Source organism: Kitasatospora sp. NPDC033851 (genome assembly GCF_055576085.1).
This window is the reverse complement of the sequence record NZ_JBVIRL010000009.1, coordinates 288112-312078: the sequence shown is the minus strand read 5'-3', so window position 1 is coordinate 312078 and position 23967 is coordinate 288112. Positions and strand designations below refer to the sequence as shown.

The following is a 23967-nucleotide window of genomic DNA, read 5'->3' as shown; positions in this document are numbered from 1 at the left end:
ACGCGACCAGGTGCCGGCCACGTCCCGGACACCGCCCCCATCCTCGAGCGGTCCGGGACGGTCAGTCCGCGAGGTCGGCGACGTCCGCTAGGTCGGCGGCTTGCCGGCGCAGGGCGCGTGCCAGCGCCTGCGCGGGTGCCTTGAGGGGACCCGGCATGCGCACCAGGCTGACGCGTCGTACCTCCTCCGCGACGCCTTCGACGGGCACGAAGCGTACGCCGGGCGGGACGACGGGCAGCAGCGTCGGCGTGGCCGTGGTGATGCCGGCGCCGGCCGCGACCAGGTGGAGCTTGGTCAGCCAGTCGCGGGCGGTGTGGCGGACCGTGGGCCGCCCGGGCAGACCAGGCCAGATGCCGAGCAGTGGCTCGTCCGCGGTGCCGGGACTGGCGATCCACGGTGCGCCCGCGATCTCCTCGACGCTGACGCTGCCCCGTTCGGCGAACGGGCCGCCTGCCGGCACCGCCACGGCCAGGTGCACTTCCAGCAGTGGCTCGACGCTCAGGGGCGGATCGTCCGTGTCGGGCGAGCGATGCGGTGGCCGGGAGGAGAGGAGGGCGAGGTCCAGGGTGCCGGCGCGCAGCGCGCGCACCAGCGAGGGAGTGGTCCCCTCACGCGTCGTCACCTGGAGGTGCGGGTGCTCCTGGCGCATCATCGCGAGGGCTCGGGGCACGACCACCGCTCCGGCGGTGGGGAAGAAGCCGAGCCGGACGCGGCCCCCCTCGACCTTCTCCGCTCCGCGCAACTCCCGTTCGGCAGCCTCAAGGGCGGCCAGGGCGACGACGGCGTTGCGCAGCAGGGCACGGCCTGAGCCGGTCAGCCGGACACCGCCGGGGTGGCGGTCGAAGAGCCGGGCTCCGGTCGCCTGTTCCAGCGCGGCCATCTGCCGGGAGACGGCCGACTGCGTGTACCCGAGCGCGTCTGCCGCGGCCGTGAAGGTACCCCGCTCCGCTACCTCGCGCAGGATCCGCAGCCCGAGCAGCGTCATCTCCATGGGGTCTCCATGAGCGATCAGCATATCCACCATGCCGAACATTCGTTGGCGGAATGCCCCTCCGCGTTCCTAGCGTGGAAGGCATGAACAGGAGGCCGGCTACCCGGCCGCCCTGTCCGGTGGACGGTTCATCGGCCCGTTCAACGCCCGGGAAAGACAAGGAAGGCGACAGTTCATGCCTCTGATCAACATCTACCTGCGCCAGGGGACCCCCTCCGAGTACCGCCGGAACGTCTCCCTGGGCCTCCACAAGGCCATGGTCGACGTGCTGAAGGTCCCCCAGGACGACCAGTTCCACGTCTTCCACGAGGTCCTGCCCGACAACTTCCAGATGCAACCGGTCGTGTTCGGCCTGCGCCGCAGTGAGCGCGCCATGTTCATCCAGATGTCCTTCAACCAGCGCACCGCCGAGCAGAAGGCCGAGCTGTTCCAGGCGGTCGTCAACAACCTCCGGCTGTTCGCCGACGTCCCCGAGGAAGACATCCTGATGACGATCGTCGAAACAGCCAGGGAGAACTGGTGGGCCGCCGGCCGCGTCGTCAACCCCACCACCGGCTACGACGAGCGTATGAACGACGTCCCCACCGGTGCCGAGGCGACGAGCTGAGGCCGGCGCGGTCCGCCCCCGAGTGGCGCTGTCAGGGGCGGGTGGGTATCGAGATCCGGGCGAGGACGGCCGTCGCCTGCGCCGGGTCGGCGTGGAGCCAGGCGGTGAGGTGTTCGCGGACGGCCTCGGCGACACAGGCGCGGACGGGCTTGTTGCCCAGTCGGTCGCGGGTGGCCCCCCTCGAACTCGGGGCGGTCGAGCTTCACCGACACGACCGCCGTCAGGCCGGCGCCGAGCTGGGTGGGGGTGAAGTCGGGGTCGGACGGGGTGAGCAGCCGTTGCTCCCGGGCGTAGGCGTTGACCGCGGCCGCCAGGCCGTCGCGAAAGCCGAGCTCGTGCGTGCCGCCGGCGGTGGTCGGCAGGCTGCTGGCGTAGCTCGCGACCCGCTCCTCGCGGGAGTCGCACCAGCGCAGGGCCACCTCGACGGTTCCCCCCATCTCGGAGTACTCGCGTTCGAAGCCGATCACGTCCGGGTGGAGGGGGGTGCCCTGCTCCGCGATGTGGTCCCGCAGGCCGCCCGGGAAGCGCAGGCGGACGGTCCGGGGCGCCGCGGGGTCGCGGTCATCGGTCAGGGTGATGTCCAACTCCCGGTTCAGGACGGCAAGTTCCCTGAAGCGTGCGGCCAGCGTGTCGAAGGAGAACTCCAGCGTCTCGAAGATCTCGGAATCGGGCCGGAAGGTGATCGCGGTTCCGCTGCCGTCGGCCGGTCCGGTGCGGGCGGGCGGCGCGACGGCCACGCCCCGCTCGTACTCCAGCACCCAGCGGGCGCCGTCGCGTCGTACCTCGGCCGTCAGACGGTCCGACAGTGCGTTGACGACGGCCAGCCCCGCGCCGAAGTAGCCGCCGAACAGCGAGCGCCGGTTGACAGGCAGTGCCCCGCAGGAGAGCAACGACCCGGACCACCAGGAGAAGACCATCAAGTTCAACGAGCTGCTGGCGAACTGCCTCATTTTTCATACCGCGGTGGACATTACGAAGGTGGCCAATGACCTCATCGACGAGGGGTGGGAGGTGGACCCGGTGGACCTGGCCACCGTCACCCCGTACATCACCAGCAAGACCCGCCGCTTCGGTACCTGGCACCTGGACATGGAGCCGCCCGAGAACGAAGCGGTAGGGCGGCTGCGGATGGCCGCGTGACGGTGTGGTCCGTGCCATGAACTGCGCCAGTACTGCCGAAAGGGCACCCGAGCTCCAATGGCGCGCTCTGCAACCACCTTGTCGAAGACGGCCCGCAGCTTCGGCTCACTGTTGGGCAGCTACCTTATTGCCGGCCGGGGTGAGTCCGTGGCCATGGTGAGCGGTTTTGCTGACGTCCATCCCGAGGAAGACGCTCACGCCGCCGATGTCGACATCGTGCTCCCACCTGCTTCGGTGTGGTGCTGGCCAGGGAGTTGGAGCCGGCTCTGGTGGCGAACTCCCGGCCGTGGATGCACTCGGTCTTGATCAGCATGATCGCGGTCGGGACGGCCATCGGGCCTTGGCGAAGTGCGCAGACTGGTGGTCACGCCTAGCGTGGAAAGGGGAATAGTGCAAGAGGCCACCAAACGGCGTTATGTTGCGTGCACTGCCGAAGGTACCGACCTTCGCCCCCGAGGTCGGGTGCTCGCGCGCTTCGGCCGCGCTCACGCCGACCCGTCCGACCGACGAAGCCTTGACGGCAGGGACGTTCCGATGGACATCGAAAACATGAAAGCCGCACAGCGCATCACAGCCGGCCAGGCGGTCCGCACCACAGGATCAGGCACCGTCACCCCTGCTATCGAGACGGAGAAGTTGCATACCAGTCCGTTCTTCGGGGTTGCTCTGGAAACGGTGGATCCCCCACACAACGTCAAAGTCAAAGTTCAAATAAGTGGTGTTTTCACCCTTCGCAGCCTGGGCTCCGACGGTGGCAAGTCCGGCGCGGTTGGCGTCGACAGTTCGGGACAGCTCGTCCGCGCTGCAAGTAAGGAATGCGTGAGCGCTCCGAACTGGATCGGTGACTGCGATGCTTCAGGCACGGTGACAATCCGCCCCCGCCGTGACACGCGCCTGAGCGTGCTCGACTTCGGAGCAGTGGGAAACGGCAACACCGACGACGCGGACGCGATCCAAAGTGCCCTGGACTGCGCGATGCGACTCGGCACTACTGACGGCAGTGTCGTCTACCTCCCTCCGGGAGACTACCGTATTAAGAGGCCACTCGTTATCTCGAACGGTTGCATTCTGGAGGGAGCTGGCCTTGCTCGTCATGACGAAACCAGTCGCATACTCGCAGATGTCAAATCCGGAAATTTCAATCTCGAAATAGGTGCAGTCGGCGGGGAGATCGTTTATTGCGCAATTGCCCTGGTGGGCTATGCAACCGGATTGGCCATGACGCCCCCTCGCGGCCGTGCGGACTATGCTGTGCTTCGTCAGCTCGCCCTCCATTCGATCCCCGCTCAAGGGATGCCTGCCGCCACCTTCCAGGCTCCGCAGATGGATGGCATACGAGTTATGGCGACCGGCGCATGCGTCGAGAGAATGAGCGTTGTCAGTTTCAGGCGTAACGGAATAGAGATATCCTCAAACCCCGACGCGCCGGCGGTCGACGCCAGCGCCGTGCAGATACGTGATTGCCGTCTTACCAGCAATGGCCAAAATGGGCTTGACGTCGGCAGCCTGGGCAACGACAACGCCAGTAACTTGCTAATTATGAACGTTTCTGCCGAGTCAAATGGGCGTGATGGAATTTGCGACAATTCGCGATTGGGCTCCACCTTCATTTCGTGTCACACTGCAGCAAACCGACGCCGAAACTATAGCTGTGACGGCAAAACGAGGCCCTCCGTGTACGTCGGCTGCTACGGCGAAGCCGATGCACCATCGGTATTCAAGAGTAGGAATATCGCTGTCATTGGAGGCGATATAGACACTACCTCCGACTCGGTGTTTTGGGGCTTCAACTCTCTCGGCAAGGGACCTTCTGCACTCCGCGTGGTAAATGACTATTCCGAAGTGCACAAGTATTGGATCGCCGATGCGGGGGTCGATATCGAGGAAGGCGAGGTGCAGACGCCCGGGAACGGATACGTATATCGAGCAATTCACGCCGGGCATACTTTTGGAGTGAACGGCCTACCTCCCGAAAAGAAGGGCATGCCCGACTTCAAGCCGGATACAGATCTGGAAGAGCTCGATGGTTTGGTGTGGAAGTGTGAGGGAAAAAATGAGCCTAAGGTCACAACGTCCAACACCCTCGGCAGCTATGGTAAGGATCCCACGATCATTCATGATTTTCAGACCATGACGGTGGACGGCAAGTTGCAACCCGCAGGGAACTCCCTCTTCCGCACCCAAGTCCGGACAAACCCGCGGGATCCTAAAGACCCTCTTATTGGCAGGATTCAAACGTCCCTTATCAGTAATGGGTCTTTCCATACGTACTATCAAACCGCGTACGAAAACGGTCCGGTTCCCGGCGCGCTGATGCTTCCGGAAGCCTGGATTGGAAACTACATCTACGGCGAGCGGCGAATCTGTGTAGTTACTGGCGGAACTCCCTTCGATACCAAGGTGGGTAGCTGCAACTTCTACCGCCCGGGTGATCTGCTTATCAGTGCCAAGGGAGATTCAACGCGCCGGGACGAGATCGGGTGGACGGTGACGGCTGCGTGTGGAAGTCGGTCGCTGGCTGGTGACTGGGCTCCCGGGAAGCACTACGACATAGGGCAAACCGTCAGGCCGACGCCCCCCAATGGCTTTGTGTATCGGCTGAAGGAGTACAACGCCGGCGGCCCGTTGAACCCGGGTGACAAAATCTCCGGAGGTCCAGAGCAGCCGCGGTCCTGGAACCTGGACCAGGCCCAGGCCCAGAGGGTTGGAGGCGTGACTCACGACAACGACCTAGAGTGGGAGACGCTCTATGACTTGGATGTTCCCGCAAACAGAAAGTGCATTGAACCGATTCCACAGCGTGTGGCAGATCAGAAGAACTCGAACGCGACGGACATTGACCATCTGAAGAGTGATTTCAACGCACTTCTTGCCAAGCTGAGAGCGGCGCACCTGTTGGAAGGAGAATAAGCGGAGACGGACGGGGCTCATACTGGGGATGCCGCATCTCATCGACTCCGCCATTGCGTGAACGTTGATGGCACAGCGGGCCGGTGGCACTTCGAAGGCGGCGACTGTTCCAGCAGGACTCTTGTCGCCAACTATGCGAGCACACGCGCGTCGTGACGGTATGACACCGTGCAGGGACGCATGAGCGGAGGTTCTGCTTACCGGACCTCCCGCACCTGTTGGCTCGTCAGGGTGGTGCCGCAGTAGATACCGGATTTACTGCGGCGGAGCCTCTACGGTGACCACCGCGACCTGCGGCGGGCTCTCCGGCCGCCGCAGGTGAGGTGTACGCATTTACTGCGGCAGCGCCGAAAGGACGGGACGGGCGTGGCGATCGAACCGGTGACCGAACTCGGGAGCGGGGGCGCGCTCCGGCTGCCGAGCGCCCGGGTCGTGCCGCTGTCCGCCCCGCCCGCGTCGTACACCGCGGCGGTCGAGCGCTACCTCACCGGCGCGGGCATCGCGAAGTCCTCCGCGCGGATCTACCGAATCTCGCTGACGACATGGGGATGGATGCTCGCCGGCGAACCCGCGCCGACCGGACCCGCCCGCCGGGGCGCAAAGCCGCCCGTCTTCCCCGTCACCGCGATCGACGACCCGGCACTGCCGGAGACCCTGGCCGAACTGGCGGCAGCGCGGGCGGACGAGATGGGCGCCGACACCGTCAACCGCGAACTGCCCATCGCCCGCAAGACGATCGGCTGGTGGCAGCGCCTGGGCTGGATCGACGGCGACCCGACGATCGGCATCGAACGGCGGCCAGCGCCGCCCGACCGCACCAAGGCCCTCGCCGAGAACCAGATCACCGCCTTGTGGCGCCTGGACGTCGCCCTGCGGGAGAAGACCCAGTGGAAGATGCTCTACGAGTCCGCCGCACGGGCCGACGAGGTGCTGTGCCTCAACGTGGAAGACCTCTACCCGCAGGACAAGCGGGGCAGGATCACCGCCAAGGGCGGGGCGACCGAGTGGATTCACTGGCAGTCCGGCACCGCCCAGCTCCTGCCCCGCCTCATCGCCCGCCGTACCCGCGGCCCGCTGTTCCTCACCGACCGCAAGGCCCCGGCCGGAACCCCGACGCTCGACGTGTGCCCGGAGACCGGCCGGGCCCGGCTCTCCTACCGCCGCGCCGAGGAGATCTTCGAGGAGAACACCCGGCTGCTGGCCAACCCCCTCGCCTCACCCGAGGACATCGAGGACCTGGACGGCTGGACGCTTCACCGGCTACGGCACAGTGCCCTGACGCACGACGCGGAGGACGGCACCTCCACCCCGATGCTGCTGGCCCGCTCCCGCCACGCCTCCGTCCGCTGCCTGGAGCGGTACGCCCGCCCCGGCGTCGACTCGGTCGCCCGGCACGTCGCCGAACGCGACCCCGCCGCGCGTCGCCGCACGTGACACTCGTCGTTTGCGGCTGGTGACAGCGTTCTTACCGGCACACCCGACATCGCCGAGGTCGTCCGCCAGTTGCAGGACGAAGGAGAGAAGGTCGACCCGGAGGACCTGGACTCCACCCACGAGCTCGCCGACGAACCCGACGCCTACGCCCCGCACCTGGACGTCGACTTCACCCCGATCCGCGGAGACGGCCCGCCGACCAACGGATTCAGCCAGGCCGTGTGAGCCAGCCAAGGGCCGGATGCCTGAGCTGGCCGTGCGGGTGTCGGCGAGCACGGAGCCTTGGCACCGCGTCCGAGGGCTGATCCCGGGGAACGGCGTGAGGTCACAGCATTCGGTCGACCAGCCCGTCGACGTAGTCCGGGGTGAGCTCCATGCCGAAGAGGACGCGGATATACATCGGGGCCAGGATGTGGTCCAGCACGTCGAACGCGTCGGGTGCGTGTTCGCCACGGTCGCGGGCGCGATCGAGCATGGACTGCAGTTGCCGGGTGCGTTCGGCGCGGAGGTCGGCACCAGCCTGCAGGCCCTGCTGACCGCTGCTCGACAGGGCGACGGCCAGGTGCAGCACCGCCAGACCGTCGGGTCCGGTGATCTCGCGGGCCACTTGGGCCGCGTAAGTGCGCAGGTCGTCGGCGAGGCTCCCGGTGTCGGGCATCGGCGACTGCGCATTGAGGCGGGTGAGCGCCACGTCGGTGAGCAGGGTTTCCAGGCTGCCCCACCGGCGGTAGATGCTGCTGTCGGCTACGCCTGCGCGGGCTGCGACCTCGCCGACGGTGAAGTTGCCGTAGCCGCGCTCACTGATCAGGTCGGTGACGGCCTGGTGCACCTGCGCGCCGACGCGGGCGCTGCGCCCGCCGGGCCGCCGGGCTCGCTGTCGCTCGTTCATGCCCCCACCCTAACGCAGTCAAAACTTGCGTTTGCGAGGCGATCCTCCCTATAGTCACCTAACGCAGTCGCTGACTGCTTTAGGGCGCTCGGGTGTATCGCCACCCCGCGTCGACCGCGACCGGGGGCAACTAACGATTGAGGGGGATCCCATGGCTGCATCGCATGCGACCGTAGGCAGTCGATCAAACCGGGCCGTGCTGCTCACGGTGACCTGCCTAGGCCAATTCATGGTCCTGCTCGACAACACGATCGTTGGAGCGGCACTGCCCGATATGCAGCACCGGCTGCACACTCAGCTGACCGGTCTGCAATGGATCGTCGACGCGTACGTACTGCTGGTCGCCATGCTGCTGCTGTCCGGCGGTGTCTTCGCCGACCGGTTCGGCCGCAAGCGGGTGTACCTGACCGGCGTGGCGGTGTTCACCGCCGCGTCGCTGCTGTGCAGCCTCGCGCCCTCGCTCGGCTGGCTGGTCGCCGGCCGGGTGCTGCAGGGCATCGGGGCCGCGGCGCTGAGCCCTGCCTCGCTCGCCCTTCTCGCCGCCGCCTATCCGGTACCGCAAGAACGAATGAAGGCGATCGGGCTGTGGGCCGGACTCAGCGGAATCGGTCTGGCCGCAGGCCCCGCGGCCGGCGGCGTGCTGACACAAGCCTTCGGCTGGCCCGCCATCTTCCTGGTCAATCTGCCCATCGGCGTGGTCCTGCTGCTGGTCGGCCTGCGCCACCTCGGCGAGTCCCGCAACCCGAGCGCCCCCGCGATCGACATCCCGGGCACGGTGCTGTCCGTTCTGGCGGTGGGGATACTGACCTATGGGCTGATCGAGGGTGGTGCCCGCGGCTGGACCTCACCGGTCATCCTGGGCAGCTTCGCCGCCGCGGCGATCCTCCTCACCGCCTTCGTCGCCGTCGAAGCCCGTCGCTCCGCACCGATGCTGCCGCTGCGGCTGTTCCGGCAGCGCCTGTTCACCGTGTCCAACACCGCCATGATCGTGGTCGGGTTCGCACTCATGGGCTCGTCGTTCTTCTTCTCCCAGTTCTTCGTGTACGTCCAGGGCAGCTCAATCCTGCGCGCCGGCCTGCAGACCCTGCCGGTATCCCTCGCCATGGTGATCGTCAGCCCGTACGCGGGCCGACTCGCCGCCCGGCACGGCTTCCGAATCGTGGTTACCACCGGCCTGGCCCTGGCCGGCCTGGGACTGCTGGCGCTCGGTAAGGTGCACGCCGACACCGGCTACGCGAACGTGTGGTGGCGACTGGGACTCGCCGGCATCGGCTTCGCCCTGACCATGTCCCCACTGACAGGCGCCGCCATCCAAGCAGTCAGCCCGCAGGAAGGCGGCCTCGCATCAGGCATCAGCAGCACCACCCGGCAGATCGGCGCGGTGCTGGGCGTGGCGGTACTCGGAGCCATCGTCCGCACCCGGCAATCCGGCGGCGCCTCCTTCGAGGCCGGCCTCGACAGCGCCTTCCTCGCTGCCGGCACCGTCACTTTGGCCACCGCCGTGTTCACCGGCCTGTGGCTGGCGAGGTCCAAGCCCGCGGAAGGCTCCGCGGCGCCGAAACGTTCCACCGATCCAGGTGCGGTAACCACCTCGAAAGAGGTATCCGCGAACAGCCGTTGACGGCGACACCGATCTGGTGGCGCAGGAGAACGGGTCCGACTACTGCCTGTCCGTGCATGCGTTCCGCGGGACCAAGTTGGCCGGGCTGAGTGCGGCCGATGCCACACGCGCGCCGAGGCGGCCGCCGCTGTCTTGGATCTGGCCGCCGTGATGGTCCGTGACCGCGGAACCGTTGCCGACGAATAGCTGGCCGCGGCCCGGTGCGCCGGCCTGTCCGACGGGCAGATCGTCGAGGTCATCGCACATGTCGCTCTCAACGTGTTCACCAACTACCTCGCCACGGCTGCCCGTGTCGACATCGACTGGCCGCTCGTGCGCCACACCGACTGAAAGAACGCGAACGCGATGGCACGGTCAGAGCTGGATCGCCTGAACCGGGTTGCCCCAGCCCCCTCCAAGCCCCCTCCGCTGCGGTGCCTCGACCGACGAGAGCACGCCCTCACGCCATCGCGAATTACGACCGACCCGACCACGAAAGCCATCACTTTGCCCACATCAGTGCAAGTCAATCCACTCCAGCGCGCTTCGGTCGCCGAGGCCGCCGCGTGGCATCAGGTCGTCGCGGCCTCGACGGCCCACGACCTGCCCGGAGTACCGCCGCCCGCCCCCGGGCAGATCCACGCCCAGCTCACCCAGCCCGCTCTGGACAGCCACCGGTTGGCCTGGCTGGCCACCGGGGCGGACGGCGTCCCGGTCGCAGTCGCCGGCCTGCGGGTGTTCACCTCCCCGGGCCAGCATCACCTGGCCGAACTGGAACTCCACGTCGACCCCGCACACCGCCGCCTGGGAACCGGCTCCCGCCTGCTGTCGGCTGCCGTGGCAGCCTGCCGCACCGAGAACCGGCGCAGCCTGATCGCCACAGCCGCGGCCGACAGTCCGGGCGAAGCCTTCAGCGAACGGTGGGGCTTCCGCCGCGCACTGACGTTGAATCACCTCACGCTGCGCCTCGACGAGATGGGCCGGGCCGACCTGCTCCAGACCGCCGATGCCGAGCACCCCGGCTACCGGCTGACCGGATGGACCGGAACGGTTCCCGACGGCCTCGCCGATGCCTTCGCCACGGCCAAGAACGCGATGAACGACATGCCCCTCGGAGACCTGGACTACGGCACCGTGGCGTGGGACGCCGACCGCGTCCGCGCCATGGCCACGGTGGTCGCCGACCGCGGAGACACACTGCTGACCATCGCCGCCGTCCACGACGACGGCGCCATGGCCGGCTACACCGAGATCCTCCTGCCCCACGGCGCGCCGCCGCGGGCCCAGCAGTACGACACGGCGGTCGTGCCCGCGCACCGCGGGCACGGCCTCGGGCTGTGGGTCAAAGCCGCCATGGTGCGCAGGCTGCGCGCCGAGCACCCGGGCGTAGCCGAGATCGAGACGGACAACGCCGACGACAACGTCCACATGCTGGCGGTCAACCACGCACTGGGCTTCCGCTCCTACCGGCGCACACACGAATTCCAGCTCGACGTGCCCGCAGCCTGACCCGCAACCTCATCCTCCTCACAGAATCGACAGTCCATGCGCAAGCTGACCTATTACATCGCCACCACGCTCGATGGCTTCATCGCGGGCCCGGACGGTGGTGACCCCACCGGTCCGAACGGCTTCTGGCCCATAACGGAGGACTACATCCAGCACCTCGTGGCCGAGTACCCGGAGACGCTGCCCGTCCAGGCCCGGCAGGCACTGTCCGTCACGGCGGAGGGCACACACTTCGACACTGTGCTCGAGGGGCGGCGCAGCTACGAGATCGGTCTCGCGGCCGGCATCACCGACGCCTACCCCCACCTGCGTCACCTGGTGTTCTCGCGGACCCTGACCGAGAGCCCGGACCCGGCCGTCGAACTGGTCGCCGACGACCCGGTGGCAACCGTGCGCGAGCTCAAGCAGCAGGACGGCAAGGACATCTGGCTAGTCGGCGGCGCCGAGCTCGCGGGCTCCCTGTACGCCGAGATCGACACGCTGATCCTCAAGATCGGCCCGCTGACCATCGGCGGCGGGCTCCCGCTGTTCTCCCGCAAGGCAGCCTTCGACCCGCGCACTTGGACACTCGCAGACCACACCGCTCTCAAGAGCGGCGCGATGTTCCTCACCTACACGCGCGTCAGCAGCTGAGTGATCCGGGCGGGCGCCGCTTGTGGAGGCCGGGCGCGGGCGCGCTCGGAGCGCCACACGGGCGCAGCGCGCCGGGACTTGCGGCACGACCCGGGTCGTGCCGCAAGATCCCCAGCTGAGGCCAGAACCTGCGGAAATGGGAGAAACGAAGTGCGTATTGTTGTCGATGACCGGGACGAGTTGGAGCGCGGCGAAAGGTCGCGCGGGGAGCGTCCGGTGACGGACGCCGACGTGATCATCGTGGGCGCAGGGCCGGCCGGCCTGATGCTGGCCGGTGAACTGCGGCTGGCCGGGGTGCGGCCCCTGGTGCTGGAGCGGCATCAGCAGCCCCGAGACACACCGAAGGCCAGCGGTATCGGCGGGCGGATCCTGGACCTGCTGCGGTACCGAGGCATTCTGGACCGGTTCGAAGCAGCCAGCAGTGACCCCAACATCGCTCCCCGATTCCCGTTCGGCAGCCTGCATCTGGACCTCACACAGCTTGCAGATCCTCCGATGCGGGCGCTGCCGATCTCACAGACAGAAATCGAGCGACTCCTCGGCGAACGCGCCCGCGAACTCGGCGCCGACATCCGCCGCGGGCACGAGGTGGTCGGGGTGGGCCAGGACGATGCCACCGTGACCGCGGAGGTGCACGGGCCGGATGGGCCCTGCCGGGTGACCGCCCGATACCTGGTGGGCTGCGACGGCGCGCGCAGCCGAGTCCGCGACCTGGCCGGCATCCCGTTCCCCGGCACCACGTACCCGGAGGTCAACCGGCTCGCCGTGGTCACCGTGCCCGATTCGCTGACCGTGCTCGACAACGGCGACATCGACGTCCCCGGGCTGGGCACGATCCATGCGGGTTTCACCCGAACAGGCCGCGGCGTGTTCGCGTTCGCGGTCACCGACGGGGTGCTGTCCCTCATGACCACTGAGGACGAGTCCGCCGAATACGACGATGACGAGCCGATGACCCTGGCTGAGCTCGGCGACAGCATTCGCCGGGTACTCGGCGGGGACGTCCCGTTGGGAAAACCGGTTCGGCTGTCGCGCTTCACCTTCAAGGACCGGCAGGCCGAGCGGTACCGTGACGGACGGATCCTGCTGGCCGGCGATGCGGCCCACCTGTTCCCCGCCACCGGCACCGCGCTCAATGTCGGCATGCTCGACACGGTCAATCTTGCCTGGAAGCTGGGCGCGGACATCCGCGGCTGGGCGCCGACCGGCCTGCTGGACACCTATCACGACGAACGCCAATTCGCCAGCGCTCGCGCGCTGTTGCAGACCCGAGCCCAGGCGGCACTGCGGCGCGGACATGACGCGGCCGACGATGCGCTTCGGCAGGTCTTCCAGGAACTGCTCGTCGACGAGCCGGCGTTGCGCCGTATGGGAGCCCTTGTCGCCCACAATGACATTCGCTATCCGGTGCCGGACTCCGAGCCCCATGCCTTGACCGGCGCCTTCGCACCCGATCTCACCCTGCACACCGACCAGGGCATCACCAGCGTCGCGGAACTCATGCGCCCCGCACGGCCCATCCTCCTCGACCTCGCCGACCGCCCGGACCTTCGCGAGGCCGCCCGGGACTGGCAGCACCGCGTCGACATCCACACCGCCAAAACCGATCACCCACCGGCCGGCATCCTCCTGATCCGCCCGGACGCCCACATCGCCTGGGCCGCGGCCGTCGACGAACCCGCCGACACCACCGCGCCCGCGCTGCGAGAAGCACTCGCCTGCTGGTTCGGCACACCCGGAGCGTGTCTGAAAGATGATCGTGTAAGTCTGTGATACGGCAGCCTGGCCCGGCGCTCGGCCTCGGGCTCTCGGGCCAGGTGGATCGGACGAGTCATGGCAGACAAGACGGAACCGGTCGCCTCGGCGGCCGGGGACGGTCGTGGTCACGCTGGCCAGATTACGCAACGGCTCCGGAGCAGGTACGCCGGAGTCTCGCCGTGCCGCAGGGAGCCGAGCAGTTCATGAACGCCGACCGGCTCGTGGAGCTCGGTGTCGCCCGCCGTGTGGACACCGCTGACGCCATTGCCGAGACCCTTCGCGCGGCGCTGAACGACCTGGTCGCGGATCCGGAACGCGTCGACCGGTCCAAACAGTTGCAGGCCGCCGCCCGGGCCGAGGGCGGCACCCCGCGCGCCGCCGACCTCATCGAGAACATGCTGGCCGCCGCCGAGGACCCCGCGCTCTGAAGCAATGCCGCTTCCGTTCCCCGGCTGGCGCCGTCCTCATCCGAGAACATGTACCTGCAGGACAAGCGCGGAAAGATCACCGCCAAGGGCGGGGCGGCGGAGTGGATTCAGAAGATGTTGCACAGCGGCGCACCCGCCCGGCCATGCCTCCACCGTGCGCCCGGCTCTGGTCAGGTGGATGCCGTGGCGCCCCGGCCCTCGGAAGCGCGCGGGCCGGGCACCGTCGCTGCTGGGGTCAACTCCAGGCCCAGGTCGAGGCGGCTGTTCACGGACTCCACGAAAGTCGGGGCAGCTCATGGGTCCGCAGGCTGTCCAGGACGCCTGGCCACCGCTTGTCACCAGTCGCGGCATTGCCCGCCAGCACCGACAGCGTCGCGTCCACAACTGCCACTGCGGTCAGCAGCCTCAGCATCCCACGGCGCACTCGGCCCACAGCCATCCCTAACCCCGAGAGAACCGGCTCTCGCAGGCGGCGAAACAGCCGCCTCTTTACACATTAGGCACTTTGGCCATCCGTGGCCGGTTGACGGGTTGGGCAGCTCAACCAGCCCCTTAAGCCCTGGCTGGCGTACTACCGCGTGATCTGCTCCGGGCATAGATCGGCTCGGACAGCTGGTGACAGGCACGTATTCGATGTGCGTCGTATGCGTGGGGCGTGTTCGCCCTGAAGGGGACGATCCGGAGGAACTGGTCGCGGGAGCGAGGCCAGCGTAGGAGTCCAGTGAGCCGTGATGGTGCCGTTTACGGGCGGTCCGGGCGGTCGATCGCGTAAATCACCGGGTTCACCAGGGAGTCGCCGACCTTCTGCCCGTCGTCGCACATGACGTACACGGCGTCGCCGAGGACCCGGGCGAACCGCACCATGCGCTGCGGGAAGCGGACCGGGCGGCTGCGCCGGCCGCTCACCGGGTCGACCAGGACCAGGTCGGAGGCCGAGTCGGCAGCGGAAAAACACCAGGGAGGGCCGGGGTTGGCGGTGGCCTTCCGGTTGTCGGGCATGACGTCACGCAGGTCCTGCGCGTCCCAGAGGGTGGTGCCGTTACGGATGTCGACGACCCGGCTGCCGGGGTTGCGCACGTTCATGAGTTGCAGGGCGGTGTCCCACCTGCGGATCACCATGGTGTCGGCGACGCTCCACACTCGGCGGCCATCGGCCAGGTTCCACGCGCTTGAGACGTAGTTCTCCGCCGGGGATCGACCGGCGACCAGGCCGAACTCGGGGAGGACCAGACCGCCGGCCTGGAGCGGCCCAAGGACCTTGCCGTCAGCGGCAGCCACGACATGGAGCTCCTTGGTGCCCGCGAAGTAGATTCGGTCGTCAGTGGAGCCGGCGAGCTCGGTGTCCTCGCTCCGGTCGGCTGGTTTGCGCCTCCAGAGGTCCTTCCCGGTGTCCTGGGAGATTGCGAGCCAGCCGTCCACCATGTCGTAGATCAGGACGGCGCCACCGGCCAGGTCGAGGCCCATCACCTCGGTCACGTCCCTGCCGATCACGTACGTCCACACCACCGTGCCGCTGGCCGGGTCCAGGCGCCAGACGTGCTTGCCCTTGCCGACGTACAGGGCGTTGTCCGCTACTTCGATGTGGTGGAGGCCATCGCTCACCTCATCGTTGCCGAGACTCAGATCCTGCGACCAACGCGCCTTGCCGGTAGCGTTGTCGAGGCGTTGTACCGAGTCACCGTTGCGTACCAGGATCGAGTCCCAGAAGAGGCGCAGGGCGTCAGCGATCGGAGTGGCCTGGCCCGGATACGGCCACAGGACCTTGCCGGACTGGGCGTCCCGGGGGCCGGCGCTCGTTATGAGCAGGGGGCCCACCTGGCCGGACGGCACGTCGTTGCCGGGTACCGTCCAGCGTGGTCGGACCGCCTGGGCGGTAGCCCCGGTGGAGGCGCCCGTCGCCGCCGCACCGCCGCTGCCCGAGCCCTTGCCGCCGTCAAGGATCCGGGGAACGAGCGCGGCGGTGGCGCCACCCGTCACGACGACGACGCCCAGGCCGAGCAGTACCGAGCGTCGGCTCGCCTTCCGGTCGTCGGCCGGCTCGGCTGGGTCGGAGCCAGCTGGTGGGAGAGGTGGCCGTGGCGGCAACGAGGGCCGTGGTGCCGAGCCCGCGGTGGGCTGTGCGCCGAGGAGCTCGGCCACCGCCCCGAGCCGGGCGGCCGTCTCGGCCGCCGAGGCCGGGCGCTGTTCCGGGTCCTTGACGAGCAGTTCCGCGACCAGGGCGTCGAGCTCCGGCGGGAGGCCCGGGCGGCTCCGGGACGGCGGTTCGGAGGCCTCGGAGGCGTGGGCGACGAGCTGGGCGAGGAGCTCGCGGCCGCCGAAGGGCGGGGCACCGGTGAGCAGGTGGTGCAGCAGGCAGCCCAGGGAGTACAGGTCGGAGGCGGGGCCGACACCCCGGTTGTGGGCCTGCTCGGGAGACATCCAGGGGGCGCTGCCCAGGATGCTGTCGGTCCGGCTTAACTGTTCCAGGCCGAGGGCCGGGTGGAACCAGGCAATGCCGAAGTCCAGGACCTTGACCGTCCCGTCCGGGGTGAGGATCACGTTCGCCGGCTTGATGTCCCGGTGGACGATGCCGCGTTCGTGGGCGAAGGCGAGGGCGGCGCAGACCTGCCGGGCCCAGTCCACGGCGCGGGCGGGGGAGGGCGGTCCGTCGGAGGCTAGGACTCGGTCGAGGGTCCGGCCGGGGGCGAGCTCCATGACGATGAAGAGGGTGTCGCCGTCCTGGCCGAAGTCGTGCACCGTCACGACGTGGGGGCTGTCGGAGAGTCCGGCGGCGGCCCGGGCCTCGCGGCGCAGCCGGTCCGCCGCCTCTGCCGTGACCCCAGGCCTGGCGGCGATTGTCTTGACGGCCACGGTGCGGTGCAGCACGAGATCCTCGGCCCGCCACACCACCCCCATGCCGCCAGCCCCGAGCTGTTCGGTCAGCCGATAGCGTCCTGCCAGTACGTGACCTGTCACCTATGCCCCCTGGATACGCGATTCGCCGGGCCCCAGCGTAGAAGCAACGTCAGTTTCCGCCCAGCACAAGGCGACCTGCACAAGAGATACAAGTCGACCGCATCACGACCGTGGCTACCCGCAGGAACCCCGACCGCGTGATCAGGTTCGGGTGGTCAGGTAGGTGTTCCAGTCGCGGCCGGCGCGGCGGGTCCACTTCAGGGCGCTGGTGAGGCTGATGCCAAGGAGTGAGCTGAGGACGGACGGGGGCAGGTCGGCGGCGAGGGTGATCAGGGCGGAGTTGCGCAGGGGGATGACCGGTAGTCCGTGGCGCCGCAGCTTCGAGGTGAGGTGGTGGGCGGTGACAGGCTGGTCAGCGAGTTGGCTGGGGAAGAGCCACGGTGTGCTGGGCCGGGCCGAGGTGCGGGCGATGGCCGAGGCGGTGACGGCGTGTTCGGCCTGCTGGGCGAGCATGTGGAACGCGGCCGGCGGGAGGGCTGCAGGGTGGACGCCGAGCTGGGTCGTGGGCTGCGTGCCGCCGGTGAGGTGGCGGGTGGTGAGCTCGGTGATGCGCTGGCCGCTGATGCCGTAGAGGAGAGTCGGGCAGCCTGCCGCGCGGACGTCGAGCGGGAGGCTGTCGTCGTTCAGGCAGCGGTCCAGCAGGGTCCACCGCTGTTCGGGTGTGGACCAGTCCCTTGGCTCGGCCGCGGGCTGCAGACCCGGTACGTCGAGGTCGGTGGTGAGGCCGCGTCGGGAGGTCCACTTGAGGAAGCCGCGAATGGAGCGCCGGGACGTCCGCCGGCGTCCAGCCAGTCGTCGACGTGCCGCTGGGTGACGGCGTCGAGGGCGAGGCCGGTCTCGGTCGTCCAGGTGAGGAAGGTGATGACGGACAGCAGGTGTTGCCGCAGGCGGGCAAGGCTCCCCGTAGTGAACCGCGTCCGCTCGGCGCGGCGTCGAGCGCCCCGGACGACGACCCAGCTGCCGTAGGCGCGCAGGAGGCTGCGGTGCTCGGGCGGGGCGCCGGCGGTCTTCATCTCCAGCCAGGGTTCGAGGCGTTCGAGGGACTCGTGGCGTTCGGGGAGGACGCCGAGGTGAACGAGGGTGGCGCGCAGGACGACGGCTGCGGGCCGGTTGGCCTCGGCATCGAGGACGTCGTGCGTCACCACGACGCCCGCGATGGCCAGGTTCCGTAGGAGTGCGGCGCCGCCGCTCGGCTTGTTGAGCCACGTCAGGATGGATCGGGCCCGGGCGACGGCGAGCAGGGCCTGGATCAGCGGCGCGAGTTGGTCGGGTGTGCTGCCGTCGGGGCCGGCGAACTCGGTGGCGAGGCGAGCGCGGAGCACGCAGCGCGCGCTTTCCGCTTGACCTGCTCGAACTCCAGCAGCGCTGGTATGCGGCCGAGGCGGCCTGGGCCGCCGACCCCAGCGAGGAGCGCCGCGCGGCGTTCGGCTCCATCGCCGCCGAGCTGTACGCCCACCCCTACTGGGCTGGCGTGGCAAAGAGGCACGAGGCAGAGATGAAGCTCAAGCAGGCCTGTCGGCCGGACGCCGGGCAGTCGCCCGCTGCCTGAGGAACGGTGTCACCCCCGGCCACGTCGTCGGACGGCGTGAAGAACACGTGCAGCTCGCGCGCGCGGTGATCAGCCGCTTGAACCGCGGATACGCGGTCCTCTCGATCGAGGTCATCCCCTCCCCGCCCGGTTTCCAGCCCCTACCGGACGCGCCGTACGCGCCCGCGCGGGATCCTCTCGGGCACCCAGCCCTGGGATGATCAGAACCGCGGAAGCCGAAACAACGCCGGGCCCCGGGTGATAGAGCCGCAGCAGGCACTCAGCCCTTCAAGATCATCCCACTGCCCCTTTTGGGCTCACCAGTGCCGGACCCCCCGTACGGTCCCTGGAACGCTACGCTCGCCCCGGCGTCGACGCGGTCGCCCGGCACGTCGCTGAGCGCGACCCCGCCGCCCGCCGTCGGGGTTGACCCCTACGGCACGTTTCTGGCGTATTCCGGCTGCCCTCCAACAGCGCCCCGACCTCGGACCAGTCCGACGCCCGGGCGTCGGAGTCCACGAAGGCCGAGACCAGCACCGGTGTGCCGGTCCGGGTGTGCTCGATCCCCAGGGCCCGGACCGCCGGCGAGCCCGCCGTGGTGCATCGTCAGGTTGTCGCCGATCAGCAGGTCGAAGCGCTCGCTGGGCGCCAGGCTCTCGTAACGCTCCCGGAACCGGCGCCAGTTGAGCCCGGCCCCCGGGGTCGTGACGTGGCAGAACACCCGCCATACCTCTCCCTCGCAGTCCCTGCAGGGGCACCGCGTGCTGAGCGAACGCAGCAGCGGGAAAAGCTCCTTGGCGGCATCCGCGAGCGGACGCAGCTGCTCGGGCGCTCCGTCCCGCAGCAGCCGCTCGCGCAGCTGCGCCGCGAGGCGGTGCGCCACGTCACGGCTGTCCTCCTCGCCCCAGCGCAGCGCCCCGATCCGGACGACGAAGAACCCGTGCCGGCGCAGGGCCGCCGCGCCCTCGGCGGCCACCGCCGGCAGGGAGCGGTCCCACCGGGTCCGGTCGCCCAGGGCCGTGCAGTCGATCAGTTCCTCAGTGACGGGAAACCTCACCTGACACCTTCCTCGTGCCTTTCTCCGTGCGTTGCTTGCAAGTGCTCGGCAGTGCTTGGCATTGCCTGCAACTACGTGACAGTGCTTGCGAGTGCGGCGCCGGCGTCGACCGGACCGCTGTCCGACACCAGGGCGAACCGGTGGACCGGCAGGTCAGACCCTGGTCACGTCCCGCGCTCCGGTGCCCGGCCGGATGACGTAGATCCCGGACCCGGGCAGCGTCTCCCGTGAGTCCTCCCGGAGCTGGTCGACGCTGATCTCGGCCGGCCACCGGGTGCGCAGCTCGGACCAGCGGACTCCTGCGAGGTCGACGTGCGTGAGGTCGGCGGTGCTCAGGTCCGCGGTGGTGAAGTCGTCCAGGATTTCCGAGAGGAATTCCAGGTCGAGGGTTTCCGGTTCGCCGAGCCCGAGCAGTTCTCCGACCTGCGCGGCCAGCGCCCGGGTGAGGTACTCCACCTCCTGTACAGCACGGGTCAGTTCTCCGCCGCGCACCGCGTACAGGAACACCTGGCAGGCCCGCAGGAATTCTGCGATCGCCGGATGCTCCGCGCTTCTCACGCGTTGGTCGATCGTCCCCGCCATTTCTCGGACAAGGACCTGTCCGACCCTGCCCGCCTGGTCGATCGCCGGGTAATGGGGTTCGAGCAGCGCCACGATTTCGTGAGCCATGTCCCGTAGTTCCCACCCGAGGGCGGCCCGCCCGTCCAATCCGTGGGCGATACCCTGGGCAATTCCCTGAGCGGCGAACACGGCCCTTTTCAACGGCATCCCGTGATACCGGCCGAACCCGAGTCCGAAGGTGAGGTCCTGCGCCAGGACGACCGTCCGGATCAGGAGATCGGCGAGGATCGCCGATGTGACCAGCGGATGCTCCCGCAGCTCCAGCCGTTGCTCGGGACCGATCAGCTCGAAGCGCTGGTGCATCAGGCCGACGTCGTAGAGGGGCGCGGCCGTCTCCTCGAACTCGGTCCTGGCCGTGGTCCGGGACATGATGGACACCAGTCCGGCCTCGACGTCCAACACCGCGTCCAGGCCCTCGGCCAGATCCTTGTGGTCGGCACTCAGCATCACCTCGCGCAGCCCGGCCTCCACGTGCAGGTGACGGTCAAGCCCCGTCAGGAACGCCGTCTGCACAGCTGTCAGCCAGTCCGAGAATTCACGGGTGCGCCGCTCGGGAACAGAATGCTCGCCCATCAATCCCCCTCTCGATCGGTCATCCTGCTGGACACGGCCAAGCGCGCCTTGAACAGGCTGGCCCGGACTGCCGCCGCCTTGAGCCCCAACTCGGCCGCGATCTCCGTCGGTTTGTAGCCGTCCAGCGTCCAGGCCAGAACCTGTCGCTGGCGGGCGGGCAGGTCACGCAGCAGGTGCAACACCTCCTGCTGTCCCTCCCATTCGGCGGCCTCGTCCGGCACCGGCAACAGCGAGGTCGGTTCGAGCGCGAGTTCGTCAATGCTCTCCTCGACCTGGCTGAAGGCCCGCACCAGCTCCCGGGACGCAACTCTTCGGCTCCACGCTTCCGGCGACTGGATTCGGTCCCACCGCTCGTACGCCTTGACCATCGTGTCCTGGGCCAAGTCCGCGGCCAGGGCGGCCGGGGCCCCCTGCCACATCAGGAACGCCACCAGCCTGCGGATGCACGTGCGATAGAAGTACGCGAACTCCCCGTCTCGGGAACTGGTTTCACTCCCGCTGTCGGAGGCGGAGGCCGGCAGGTGCCCGAGGGACGCCGCCGAGGCGGCCTCCCCGTCCGGACCGGTTTCACTCATGCGCGTCGTGACCCCGCTTCTCCTGCTGCACCGGCTGCCCCTGGCCGGCGTCGTCGGCATCGCACGCGCGCAGCGCCAGGACGACCACGACCGTAGGAGGCGGAGGCGACTGAGGCGGCAGAGGTGGCGGAGGCGACTGAGGCCGGTCCTGTTGGCGTGACCGTAACTGCCCCACGAGGGTGGCCAAGGCCCCCACCAGTCCCAGCACAGCTGCCGCAACCGAACCCACGACGGGATCCACCGTTCGCACTCCCCTGCTCTCGTTCAACACTTCTACAACCAGGAGGCCTGAGAAGGCGGAAGCGTTAACCGGTCCGAGGATTCTGTGACAGCCCGGCCGACGCGCGGCGCGGGCCGATCGGCCGGGCCGGACGGGTCCCGTGACCTATCGTGAGCGGGAGTGCCGGTGCGGCGTCCCGGCCAGGAGGCGTCCGCCGGGCACCGTGCTGCGCGCCTCACGACCGGTCGGCGTGTGCTCTGCGAGGAGTCTGGAGTAAGGCATGGGCCTCATCCACATCGAACTGTTCACCACCCTCGACCTCGTCGGGCAGGCGCCCGGCGGCCCCGACGAGGACCCGGTCGGGTTCCCGTACGGCGGCTGGCAGGCGCCCCTGATCGATCAGGTCACCGGGGCACAGATCCTCGCCGCGTACGAGGACACGGACGCCCTCCTGCTCGGCAGGCGCACGTACGACATCTTCGCCGCCTACTGGCCGCACCAGAAGGACGGGCCGGACAACGCGATCGCCGAGCTCTTCAACCGTGTCCCCAAGTACGTGGCCTCCCGGGGCACTCCCGACCTGCCCTGGGCCGGCTCCACGCAGCTCGGCCCGGACCTGCCCGCCGCGGTACGCGAGCTCCGCGACCGGCACGAACACGTGAAGGTCGTCGGGAGCCTGGACCTCGTCCAGACCCTCCTGCGCGACAAGCTCTTCGACCAACTCGACCTCTGGGTCCACCCGATCACCCTCGGCGTCGGAAAGAAGGTGTTCGACGAGGGCGCGGTGCCCACCAACCTCACGCTCCTCCAACCGCCGGCCGCCGGCCCGCAGGGCACCGTCTTCCTGCGCTACGGGCTCGCCGACGGCACACCCGTCACGGGCGACATGAGCGCGCCCGACCGCGGTCTCGGGCACGACAGCTGACACCCGCCCCGGACGGCGAGGACCACGGGTGAGCAATTTCGACGCCGTGCCGCTGACCTGCTAATATTCTTCTCGTCGCGAGGGAGATGATTCCTCATCAGGCGTCAGCGGTGCTACCAGAGCACGTCCTACTTTCAGTAGGAAGAGTCCGTGCGACCCGGGCCTGGCGCTCCACGGTCGGGCGAGGCCCGGCACCCACTCGGGTGCCGGGCCTCGCTCGCGTTCGCGGACCGTCCGCGGACCGTTCACGACCGTTCGAGGACCTGTCCCCGGACCCGTTCACGGACCGTTCGAGGACCGTCCGAGGCGGTCACCTGCGGCGGCGCGTCACTGCCAGACGCGGTAGACGGCGTCGCGCGCCTGGCCGAGGTACTGCTGGTAGGTGCCCAGGTTCCAGGCCGCCCAGGAGGCCCAGCCCCGGCCGGTGCCGTCGTTGTCGATCCTGAAGGCCTTGCGGGCCGACCAGCCCATGTCCTGCCAGTTCTCGGCGGTGACGACCTCCGCGTCGTGGTAGTGGACCTCCGGGTACCAGCGCTCGTTGATCTGCCAGGCGCCGAGGTCCTTGGTGCCCGGGTCGGGATCGGTGGGAAGGTTGGTGTGGACGGCCAGACGGTTGCAGCCGGACTCGGCCATGGCGATCGCCACGGCGTAGATCGCGTCGTCGTTGCGGCCCTCGCCGGACTTGTCCTTCGCGAAGCCCGCCAACTGGGCCTCACGGGCACAGGCGTCGATGCCGCTCTGGTCGCCGGCGGCATTGGCGGTGAAGGTGGTCGAGGTGAGGCTGAGGGCCAGGACGGCGACCGAACCGGTCAGCAGAGCACGGGTCTTGCGTAACACGCGAGTTCTCCCTTCGATGCCGGCCCGGGTCGGGCCGGGTACGGGGAAGGACGCTAGGCAGCGCGGGTAGACAAACGGTCAACGCGTGCGAGACCGCCGCCCTGTGCGCGGCGAGAGCGGTCAGCGGCGGGTCGGAACAGCGAGGCAGGGGCACAGGCGGCTACCGTGGCCGTGCCACGAAGGAGGCCCGGCATGGCGATCCAGCGAATGGACAACGTCCTCATCGTCGTCGACGACCTTGAGGCCGTCATTGCGTTCTTCGTCGAACTCGGCATGGAGCTGGAGGGCAAGGGGCCCCTCGAATGGCGCGGGGCGGAGCGCGTCATCGGGCTCGAGGACGTCCGCCAGGACATCGCCATGCTGCGGGTGCCGAACGGCCACGGGCGGGTGGAGCTGGCGAAGTTCCACCGGCCGAAGGCCATCACCGCCGAGCCGAAGGACCCACCGGCGAACACGCTCGGCCTCCGTCGCGTCATGTTCACCGTCGACGACATCGAGGACGTCGTCGCCCGCCTGCGGGCCCACGGTGCCGAACTCGTCGGCGAGATCGTGCAGTACGAGAACGTCTACCGGCTCTGCTACGTCCGCGGCCCCGAGGGCATCGTCGTCGGACTCGCCGAGCAGCTCGGCTGACGGCACGCTCGCACGGGTGAGTGCTCAGGCTCAGGCCGGCGGAGGCGGACGGCGTGAGGGCCTCGCCCCCGTCATGAGGGGGCGAGGCCGTCGGTGGTGCTGGAGGTCGGCCGCAGGCGCGTCCTGCGGGGAGCCGACGTGCGG

General features: G+C 68.8%; 21 protein-coding genes and 1 pseudogene. 12 read left to right on the top strand and 10 right to left on the bottom strand.

The window, feature by feature from the left end:
• Positions 1–61 precede the first annotated feature (61 nt).
• Positions 62–985 (bottom strand): LysR family transcriptional regulator, encoded by a 924-nt coding sequence (locus tag ACZ51D_RS20170; RefSeq protein ID WP_465663117.1) that lies wholly within the window; start codon positions 983–985, stop codon positions 62–64.
• 181 nt (positions 986–1166) lie between these two features.
• Between ACZ51D_RS20170 and ACZ51D_RS20165 the strand changes: the two genes are divergently transcribed.
• Complete coding sequence (locus ACZ51D_RS20165) at positions 1167–1598, top strand: tautomerase family protein (protein ID WP_465663099.1); 432 nt, start codon at positions 1167–1169, stop codon at positions 1596–1598.
• Here ACZ51D_RS20165 and ACZ51D_RS20160 read toward each other — a convergent pair.
• Positions 1547–2548 (bottom strand): hypothetical protein, encoded by a 1002-nt coding sequence (locus ACZ51D_RS20160; protein WP_465663097.1) that lies wholly within the window; start codon positions 2546–2548, stop codon positions 1547–1549. The genes ACZ51D_RS20165 and ACZ51D_RS20160 overlap by 52 nt on opposite strands.
• On the opposite strand from ACZ51D_RS20160, the gene ACZ51D_RS20155 reads away from it, so the two are divergent.
• From ACZ51D_RS20155 to ACZ51D_RS20140, 4 genes are all read left to right on the top strand, one after another.
• Positions 2460–2738 carry a Tn3 family transposase gene (locus ACZ51D_RS20155; protein ID WP_465663095.1) on the top strand — a complete coding sequence of 93 codons (279 nt, stop codon included), beginning with the start codon at positions 2460–2462 and terminating at the stop codon, positions 2736–2738. The two genes, ACZ51D_RS20160 and ACZ51D_RS20155, sit on opposite strands and share 89 nt — an antisense overlap.
• Positions 2739–3272: 534 nt before the next feature.
• Complete coding sequence (locus ACZ51D_RS20150) at positions 3273–5648, top strand: glycosyl hydrolase family 28-related protein (RefSeq protein ID WP_465663093.1); 2376 nt, start codon at positions 3273–3275, stop codon at positions 5646–5648.
• Between the two features lie 366 nt (positions 5649–6014).
• Positions 6015–7082, top strand: coding sequence for a tyrosine-type recombinase/integrase (locus ACZ51D_RS20145; RefSeq protein ID WP_465663091.1), 1068 nt, complete (start codon positions 6015–6017; stop codon positions 7080–7082).
• Between the two features lie 69 nt (positions 7083–7151).
• The gene (locus tag ACZ51D_RS20140) at positions 7152–7307 is read left to right on the top strand and encodes a hypothetical protein (protein WP_465663089.1); all 156 of its coding nucleotides are present in this window, start codon (positions 7152–7154) and stop codon (positions 7305–7307) included.
• Between the two features lie 100 nt (positions 7308–7407).
• Here the strand turns inward: ACZ51D_RS20140 and ACZ51D_RS20135 are convergent, their stop codons facing one another.
• Positions 7408–7971 (bottom strand): TetR/AcrR family transcriptional regulator, encoded by a 564-nt coding sequence (locus ACZ51D_RS20135; protein ID WP_465622458.1) that lies wholly within the window; start codon positions 7969–7971, stop codon positions 7408–7410.
• Between the two features lie 151 nt (positions 7972–8122).
• Here ACZ51D_RS20135 and ACZ51D_RS20130 point away from each other — a divergent pair, with 151 nt between their 5' ends.
• The 5 genes and pseudogenes from ACZ51D_RS20130 to ACZ51D_RS20110 all read left to right on the top strand — a co-directional run.
• The gene (locus tag ACZ51D_RS20130) at positions 8123–9592 is read left to right on the top strand and encodes an MFS transporter (protein WP_465622459.1); all 1470 of its coding nucleotides are present in this window, start codon (positions 8123–8125) and stop codon (positions 9590–9592) included.
• A 498-nt stretch (positions 9593–10090) separates the two neighbouring features.
• A complete protein-coding gene (locus tag ACZ51D_RS20125; RefSeq protein ID WP_465622461.1) occupies positions 10091–11080 on the top strand; it encodes a GNAT family N-acetyltransferase in 990 nt (329 codons plus the stop codon).
• A 36-nt stretch (positions 11081–11116) separates the two neighbouring features.
• Positions 11117–11713 carry a dihydrofolate reductase family protein gene (locus tag ACZ51D_RS20120; protein ID WP_465622462.1) on the top strand — a complete coding sequence of 199 codons (597 nt, stop codon included), beginning with the start codon at positions 11117–11119 and terminating at the stop codon, positions 11711–11713.
• A 216-nt stretch (positions 11714–11929) separates the two neighbouring features.
• A complete protein-coding gene (locus ACZ51D_RS20115) occupies positions 11930–13486 on the top strand; it encodes an FAD-dependent monooxygenase (RefSeq protein WP_465663087.1) in 1557 nt (518 codons plus the stop codon).
• Positions 13487–13644: 158 nt separating this feature from the next.
• Positions 13645–13899 (top strand): annotated as a pseudogene (locus ACZ51D_RS20110) (glycosyl transferase); the annotation flags it as partial.
• A gap of 741 nt (positions 13900–14640) precedes the next feature.
• Here ACZ51D_RS20110 and ACZ51D_RS20105 read toward each other — a convergent pair.
• From ACZ51D_RS20105 to ACZ51D_RS20080, 6 genes are all read right to left on the bottom strand, one after another.
• Positions 14641–16854 (bottom strand): protein kinase domain-containing protein, encoded by a 2214-nt coding sequence (locus tag ACZ51D_RS20105; protein WP_465622477.1) that lies wholly within the window; start codon positions 16852–16854, stop codon positions 14641–14643.
• A gap of 141 nt (positions 16855–16995) precedes the next feature.
• Positions 16996–17307, bottom strand: a complete 312-nt coding sequence (locus ACZ51D_RS20100) for a hypothetical protein (protein WP_465622479.1) — start codon at positions 17305–17307, stop codon at positions 16996–16998.
• 170 nt (positions 17308–17477) lie between these two features.
• On the bottom strand, positions 17478–18176 hold the full coding sequence (locus tag ACZ51D_RS20095) for a hypothetical protein (protein ID WP_465622480.1): 699 nt from the start codon (positions 18174–18176) through the stop codon (positions 17478–17480).
• 639 nt (positions 18177–18815) lie between these two features.
• Entirely contained in the window at positions 18816–19439 is a 624-nt protein-coding gene (locus tag ACZ51D_RS20090) for a hypothetical protein (RefSeq protein WP_465622481.1), read from the bottom strand.
• Between the two features lie 153 nt (positions 19440–19592).
• Positions 19593–20636: a hypothetical protein gene (locus ACZ51D_RS20085; protein ID WP_465622482.1), complete on the bottom strand. Its 1044-nt coding sequence runs from the start codon at positions 20634–20636 to the stop codon at positions 19593–19595.
• A complete protein-coding gene (locus ACZ51D_RS20080; RefSeq protein WP_465622484.1) occupies positions 20633–21208 on the bottom strand; it encodes an RNA polymerase sigma factor in 576 nt (191 codons plus the stop codon). Before ACZ51D_RS20080 ends, ACZ51D_RS20085 begins: the two co-directional genes overlap by 4 nt.
• Positions 21209–21708: 500 nt before the next feature.
• Between ACZ51D_RS20080 and ACZ51D_RS20075 the strand changes: the two genes are divergently transcribed.
• Positions 21709–22353 (top strand): dihydrofolate reductase family protein, encoded by a 645-nt coding sequence (locus ACZ51D_RS20075; protein ID WP_465622485.1) that lies wholly within the window; start codon positions 21709–21711, stop codon positions 22351–22353.
• Between the two features lie 327 nt (positions 22354–22680).
• On the opposite strand, the gene ACZ51D_RS20070 is transcribed toward ACZ51D_RS20075, so the two are convergent.
• Positions 22681–23190 carry a transglycosylase SLT domain-containing protein gene (locus ACZ51D_RS20070; RefSeq protein ID WP_465622487.1) on the bottom strand — a complete coding sequence of 170 codons (510 nt, stop codon included), beginning with the start codon at positions 23188–23190 and terminating at the stop codon, positions 22681–22683.
• Between the two features lie 192 nt (positions 23191–23382).
• Between ACZ51D_RS20070 and ACZ51D_RS20065 the strand changes: the two genes are divergently transcribed.
• On the top strand, positions 23383–23823 hold the full coding sequence (locus ACZ51D_RS20065; protein ID WP_360510166.1) for a VOC family protein: 441 nt from the start codon (positions 23383–23385) through the stop codon (positions 23821–23823).
• The last annotated feature ends 144 nt before the right edge of the window (positions 23824–23967 follow it).